This is a genomic window from Frankia sp. CoWAU3, from assembly GCF_977971855.1.
On record NZ_CDWWXB010000184.1, the window covers coordinates 1 to 5,595 of the forward strand.

Consider the following 5,595-nt stretch of genomic DNA (forward strand, 5'->3'; position numbering starts at 1 on the left):
ACTTACGATACGGCGGATGTGCGAACACCGCTGCTCGCAACGGCGTCCAGAACGACGGCGCGCTGTTGTGCCGGGCCGACGCTGATCCGTACGCAGTCGGCCATACCCGGTGCAGTCAGGTGCCGTACGAAGACTCCGAGGGCCCTCAGACTGTTCGTGAGATGCTCGGCCACAGCCGGGGCGACCAGCCGCACCGTCACGAAGTTCGTATGGCTGGGCAGCACGGTGAAACCCAGTTCGCTCAGGGCCGTTGTGTAATGCACCCGTCCGGCGGCGGTCTCCTTGAGAATCCGGGTGAGGTGCTCTTCGGCGGCGAGCGCGGCGAGCGCAGCGGCCTCAGCCACCCGACCCACCACATAGTGCTCGGCTCCGTCCCCCAGGGTACGGATCAGCTGAGGATTGCCAACCGCGTAACCGATGCGCAGCCCGGCCAGTGCGTACGCTTTGGAGAATGTCCGCAGCCACAGCATGCGACGGACTGTCACATCTTTGGCGGCCAAGCGGGAGGCGGGGTCCTGGTACTCCGCATACGCGCCGTCCACGACCATCAGGGTGCGGTCTGGCAGCGCGTCCGCCATAGCCAACAAAGCCATTCCGCCCTGCAAGGCACCTGAGGGGTTGTCAGGGTCGGCGATGTAGACAACGTCGGCTCTGGTCCGGTGCGCGCACCTCACCAGCTCCCGCGGATCCGGCGCGGCCGACAGGTACGGCACCAAGTGAACGTCCGCTCCTGAGGCTCGGGCGAAGTAGCCGAAGGTCGGATAGGTGGCCTCGCTGGTCACGGCAGTACGACCAAGGCCCAGAAAGGCGCGGCTGATCTCGCCGAGCAGTCCGTCGGCGCCGGAGCCGACCCGGATGCCGTCCCGCGAAACCCGGAGCAGGCTGGCCAGCCGCTCGCGCAACGCGAAGTGGTCGCAGTCGGGGTAGCGGTGGGCCTCTGCCGCCGCGGCGGCGACGGACTGAACCACCTCGGAGGCAGGCCCGAACTCGTTCTCGTTGGTGCTCAGTCGTTCACGAGCCCGGCGGCCGATAGCACGCTCTGTCATCTCTAGGGAAGGAAACGGATTCTCCACCGTCCGCGCTCACCCGCTCCGGTCCGCTGCCCGGTCCGGGGCTGCCGCGCTGCCGATGTCGCCCAGGTCAAGACATTCAGCGAGATACTCGTTGTAGCGACGCATGGCGAGCATGCGCAGCGCCCCACCGATGATCATCTCGATGCCCGCATCAGGCTCCGCGGCCACGATGGGCAGAATAACGCCATCCAGCCACTCAGGCCCGTGCTCTGCGTCCCCTTCTATATGACTGTAGAAGAACTCGAAATCCTTTTCCCCGCTATATCCGTGCCGTTCCAGGCCTTTGACGACCGCAGCATCGCGATCCACGTCGAACAACTCAGGCATGGCAAGGCTACCGAGCGCCTTGAAGTAGTGCATGCGGTTGCAGGCGAGCAGGAAGTACAAATTGTGGCCCGCGTAGGGCCGCCAGTCCTCCCACGGCGGAACGACCGGGAGCGAGAGGGCTAGAAAGCGCAAGCTCCGGGTGAACTGAAGAGTGTGCGCGTTGCGTTGCGTGCCCTCACCGCACTCGTCCCACATGTGATGGCCGATCTCGTTCTTAACCGTCTCCATAAAGTGCGGCTGAGCCAGTACGAGTGCGTCGTAGAAGCGGTAGTTGAGATAGCCGTCGGCCTGGATGAAGCGAGCGAGTTGGTCCAGAGAAGCCCACTCGGCCAGACAAATTTCGACCGCACGATCCAGTGCGTTGCGTTCTTTGGCTTCCGTAAGGAACCAGTTCCGGACGAACTCCGCCCGGGTGGCGTCCGCGAGGGGCGGGAGCCGATCGGTGATCTGTTCGATGTCGGCGCGCAGCACTGCGTCCTCGTAGATCCAGCGAAACGCGTTGAACCAGGCGCTGCGCTCGTGGGCGGCCGTGCCAAGCGGGTGGCCGAGCAACGTCTCGTAGACCGTATACGCGCTGCGGTGCACATCGAGCAGGGAATCCTGGTCGCCTTCCCGCAGGCCGAGGTCGAGGTGCTCGCGGAGTGCGGCCAGCAAGGAGCGGTGGTTCTCGCGTAGGTCCAGGGGTTCCACCGGGCCGCGCAGGCTCTCGTTCAGCAAGCTTTCCACCGAACCCTGTGGGGCTTCCCCGGCCATGCGCATTACCCCGGCACGGGGCGGGATGCGTTCCAAGGACAGATCTTCGATCACGGCATTCCTCTCTTGTTTCCCAGGTGTCTTAAGTCGTCGTGGACGCCGCGTCGTCGAGGCGTACGGGCATACGCAGCGTGGCGAGCAGTTCGTAGAGGCTCAGGCCCAGCTCCGCCCCGGCATCCTGAGCGGTCCGCGGTAAGCCGCGGCTGTCCGGCTCGGCTCCGATGAAGGTCATCCAGGCGCCGGGGCGCGAGTCCCTTGCATCAGTCACGTCAAACTGGGTGCAGTCCATGCCAGGCCTGCCCACCATCGGACAGCATTGTCCGTTCAACCGCCCTGTGAACCCCGAGGCGGCCCCGGACAAACCCCGCGAGAAGCCGATGGCCACGGAGGCGACGCGGCGGCCGGGCACGACGGCGGCGGTACGGTCGTAGCCGAGCCCCTCCTGACGGGTGATCGTAATGACCTCGAGCACCCGGGCCCGTACGGTGATGGCCGGGCGCAGCCTATGCAGACCAGACCCATTCCAACCGGGCAGGTCTTGGCTGCCCGGGACGAGCAGTCCGTAGAGCCCAATGCCGGGTCGTATCCAGTCGGTGCCGTGCAGCGCTGTCGGGTGCAGTAGCCCGTGGGTCGCGGCGAGACTGGCGTCGATGTCCGCGCCCAGCGCTGCACGCGCCCTGCCCAGCCGGGACCGGAACGTCGCGGCCTGCTCAGCGGTCTCCTGTGCATCGTGGCCTGAGCTGGATAAGTGGGCGAAGAACCCTGTCACGTCGACGGCGGGGCGGGCCTGCCGCAGTCTGTCGAGCACGGTGTCGAAGTCCCGCTCCTCGCGCGGCCCAAAACGGTTGAAGCCGACGTTGGCCCGGAGCCACACGGTGGCAGGTACGCCGAGGCGTCGTGCCACGGCAAGGTGACGTTCCGCGTGCCCCGCCGTGGCGACGGAGGGCGTCAGCCGGAGCCGGGCACATGCCTCCGCGTTCTCGGCGACGTCGACGTCCATGACGAGAATCGGCGCGGCAATACCGTGCTCCCGTAATTCGACGCCTTCGGCGACGGTGTCCACGGCCAACGCATCGACGCCGGACGCGATCAGCAGCTCGCTGACGACAGGTGCTCCGAGACCGTACGCGTCGCCTTTGACAACGGCCATGATTCGCTGGCCGGCCGCGACCGAACGCAGGACGGCCACGTTATGGCGTACCGCCTCGGCAGCGACAATCTTCTCCAGCCGCTCTGCGGCCAGCCGAGCCGGAGACATGCGTATCGCGGTCTCGCTCATGCGGGATCCAGGTCCGGATAGTGGACGCGCTCGCCCTGCCAGTTAACAAGCTCCAGCACCCGGAAACCGTTGTCGTCGACAGTGTGCCGGGGGTAGCACTCCGTGGAGTCAATCTCCACCAGAGGCACGGTGTATTTGCCTGTGGCGTGCGGCAGTACGTACTCGGGGACGGCCGGGTTGGAAATGTGCCGCTTCAGCGATCGAACGAGTTCCACCCCGCGTTGGACCGGGACACGGAAGCATTCCGCCTCCGGACTGTGCGGCATAAAGTGGTAAAGGTAGCCGGCGTGGACACCCCGCTGATACAGCCCCATACACAACCGGCGTAGGATGACTTGATCGTCGTTGACTCCCGCCAGCAATGGGACGTTGGCAAACACGATGGGCACGGCTTCGTGTAGCCGCTGGACCGCAGTATCGAACTCGGGACTGAGCTCGTGGGGATGCGTGATGTGCAGGCCAACTGCGATCACACCATGACGGGCCAGCACCAGGGTGAGTTCAGAGTCGACGCGGTAGGGGTTGAACGTCAGCGCACGGGTGTGTATGCGCAGTATCAGATCCGGACGGGCTTCTCTCGCCTCGCCCAACACGCCGTCTATCTGCTCGTTGCTGTGCATGAGCGGCTCGCCACCGCTCAAAATAACCTCCTCGACCTGCGGGTGCGATCGAAGGTAGGACAGCGTGGCTTGCCAATGGCTGCGGTCGAAGCTCTCCTTGGACGATTCCTTATCGAGCGTGCGCAGCGCCTCATAACAGAACTGACAATAGGCATGACAGACATTCGCGTAGCGCACGATCAGGCGATTGTCGTACTTGTGTTGCGCAATGGGTGTCACCATCTCATGCGCGAGCTCCCAGTTCTCGGTCTTCCCATCGTACCGGTATGGATCTTCGCCGCTGTCGTCGCCCAGCGGGGCGACCTGCCTCCACAGCGGATCCTCTGGGAGCGGTACGCCGCTATCTGGATCCTTGCCGATAAGACTCAAGTAGTACGGCGTCACCTGAAACCGCTTGCTGCCGTTATGGCGCTCGATGCGCTCCAGTAACTCCCGGTCGCACCGCGGGAAGTATTGCTCGAACTGCCTTGCTGTCCGTACCGCGTTGCGTTGCTGCCACATCCAGTCGGTCCAGGCGTCGCTGGCGGTGTTCTGCATAATGAGCCTTTCCCTGTAAGGATCGGTTGCGGCGAGTAGCCACAGCGGCGTGGGGCTGTGGTGGTCGTCAGGTGGTGCGACGGTGCTCGATCAGGGGTCTAGTACTACAGCGACACCTCTCGGCGTGTCGGCGGCGACACGCCGAGATGGCGCTCGACCGAGACTGAAGATCCATCACAAAGACGCAGGTCGCGGCGCTGGCGCATCTGTTGATCACAGCACCTGTTGCTGTAGTACTAGCGTGACGTTGCGCAGGGCGCGGAAAGTCATCGTGAGCAGGGCGTTCGCGCGTTCACCGACGGCCCGTGGCGCGGTGTGGACCTGGTTGTGCTTCTTGTGGTTGTCGGAGAGAGTCTCGTTCTTGGGCTTCTTGTACGGCACGGCTACCTGGTCCTGTAACCCCTCGTAGCCGAGATCGATGAGGACCTCGCCGCCGTCGGCAACCCACGCGGCCAGGACGGGCAGCGCGCGGAAGCGCGCAGCGCGGCGGTGTCGTGCTCCCCGGCCGAGGCGGACGTCGCAGACCCACAGCGGCCAGCCGTCGTCCGGGGCGGAGACAACCTGAGTGTTGCCGCCGTGGTCGTGAACCTCGGCGGACCACCAGAGACCGACGCCGCGGGTAGGGCCGGGGGCCGGCGACCGGCCGGTCTCGATCATCGAGCCATCGACGAGGACGTGGCCGTAGCTGGCGGCCTTCGCCGCGAGTACTGTAGTGCGCGCAGGTCGGGGTTTGCCAGACCAGCACCGCGACGCCCTCGTGCGGGCAGCGGTAGCCCACGGACCCGCCGATGCGGGGTGTCCGTGGTCAGGTGTTTCACCGGCGTGCCGTCGCAGAACCAGCGCAGCACGAACACGGTTTGTTCCCAGCAGGTGAGCGCGCGGGCACCCTTACGGGTACCGCGCCGCTCCCGCTCCGCGGCCAGCAGCGGGGCCAGGCGCAGGACGGTGCGCTCGCCGAGGGGCAGCTCGGCGGCATATGTGACACTCATAGGAGGCGCGGGGCCTC

Annotated in this window: 5 protein-coding genes and 1 pseudogene; all 6 read right to left on the minus strand. The window is 65.6% G+C overall.

Annotated elements, in window-relative coordinates:
- Positions 1-2 precede the first annotated feature (2 nt).
- Positions 3-1,046: an aminotransferase class I/II-fold pyridoxal phosphate-dependent enzyme gene (locus AC08ON_RS14565; protein ID WP_476608030.1), complete on the minus strand. Its 1,044-nt coding sequence runs from the start codon at positions 1,044-1,046 to the stop codon at positions 3-5.
- Positions 1,047-1,082: 36 nt separating this feature from the next.
- Complete coding sequence (locus tag AC08ON_RS14570; RefSeq protein ID WP_476608029.1) at positions 1,083-2,207, minus strand: iron-containing redox enzyme family protein; 1,125 nt, start codon at positions 2,205-2,207, stop codon at positions 1,083-1,085.
- Positions 2,208-2,235: 28 nt separating this feature from the next.
- The gene (gene alr / locus AC08ON_RS14575; protein WP_476608028.1) at positions 2,236-3,432 is read right to left on the minus strand and encodes an alanine racemase; all 1,197 of its coding nucleotides are present in this window, start codon (positions 3,430-3,432) and stop codon (positions 2,236-2,238) included.
- On the minus strand, positions 3,429-4,589 hold the full coding sequence (locus AC08ON_RS14580) for a KamA family radical SAM protein (RefSeq protein WP_476608027.1): 1,161 nt from the start codon (positions 4,587-4,589) through the stop codon (positions 3,429-3,431). The genes alr and AC08ON_RS14580 overlap by 4 nt, the downstream gene beginning before the upstream one ends.
- Positions 4,590-4,802: 213 nt before the next feature.
- Positions 4,803-5,246, minus strand: coding sequence for a transposase family protein (locus tag AC08ON_RS14585; RefSeq protein WP_476608026.1), 444 nt, complete (start codon positions 5,244-5,246; stop codon positions 4,803-4,805).
- Positions 5,243-5,595: pseudogene (locus AC08ON_RS14590) on the minus strand (hypothetical protein); the annotation flags it as partial. The gene AC08ON_RS14585 and the pseudogene AC08ON_RS14590, both read right to left, overlap by 4 nt.

Bases quoted from the DNA above. Each gene is read 5' to 3' on its own strand.
- AC08ON_RS14565 (WP_476608030.1), bottom strand. From the start codon at position 1,046: ATGACAGAGCGTGCTATCGGCCGCCGGGCTCGTGAACGACTGAGCACC.
- alr (WP_476608028.1), bottom strand. From the start codon at position 3,432: ATGAGCGAGACCGCGATACGCATGTCTCCGGCTCGGCTGGCCGCAGAG.
- AC08ON_RS14580 (WP_476608027.1), bottom strand. From the start codon at position 4,589: ATGCAGAACACCGCCAGCGACGCCTGGACCGACTGGATGTGGCAGCAA.
- AC08ON_RS14585 (WP_476608026.1), bottom strand. From the start codon at position 5,246: ATGATCGAGACCGGCCGGTCGCCGGCCCCCGGCCCTACCCGCGGCGTC.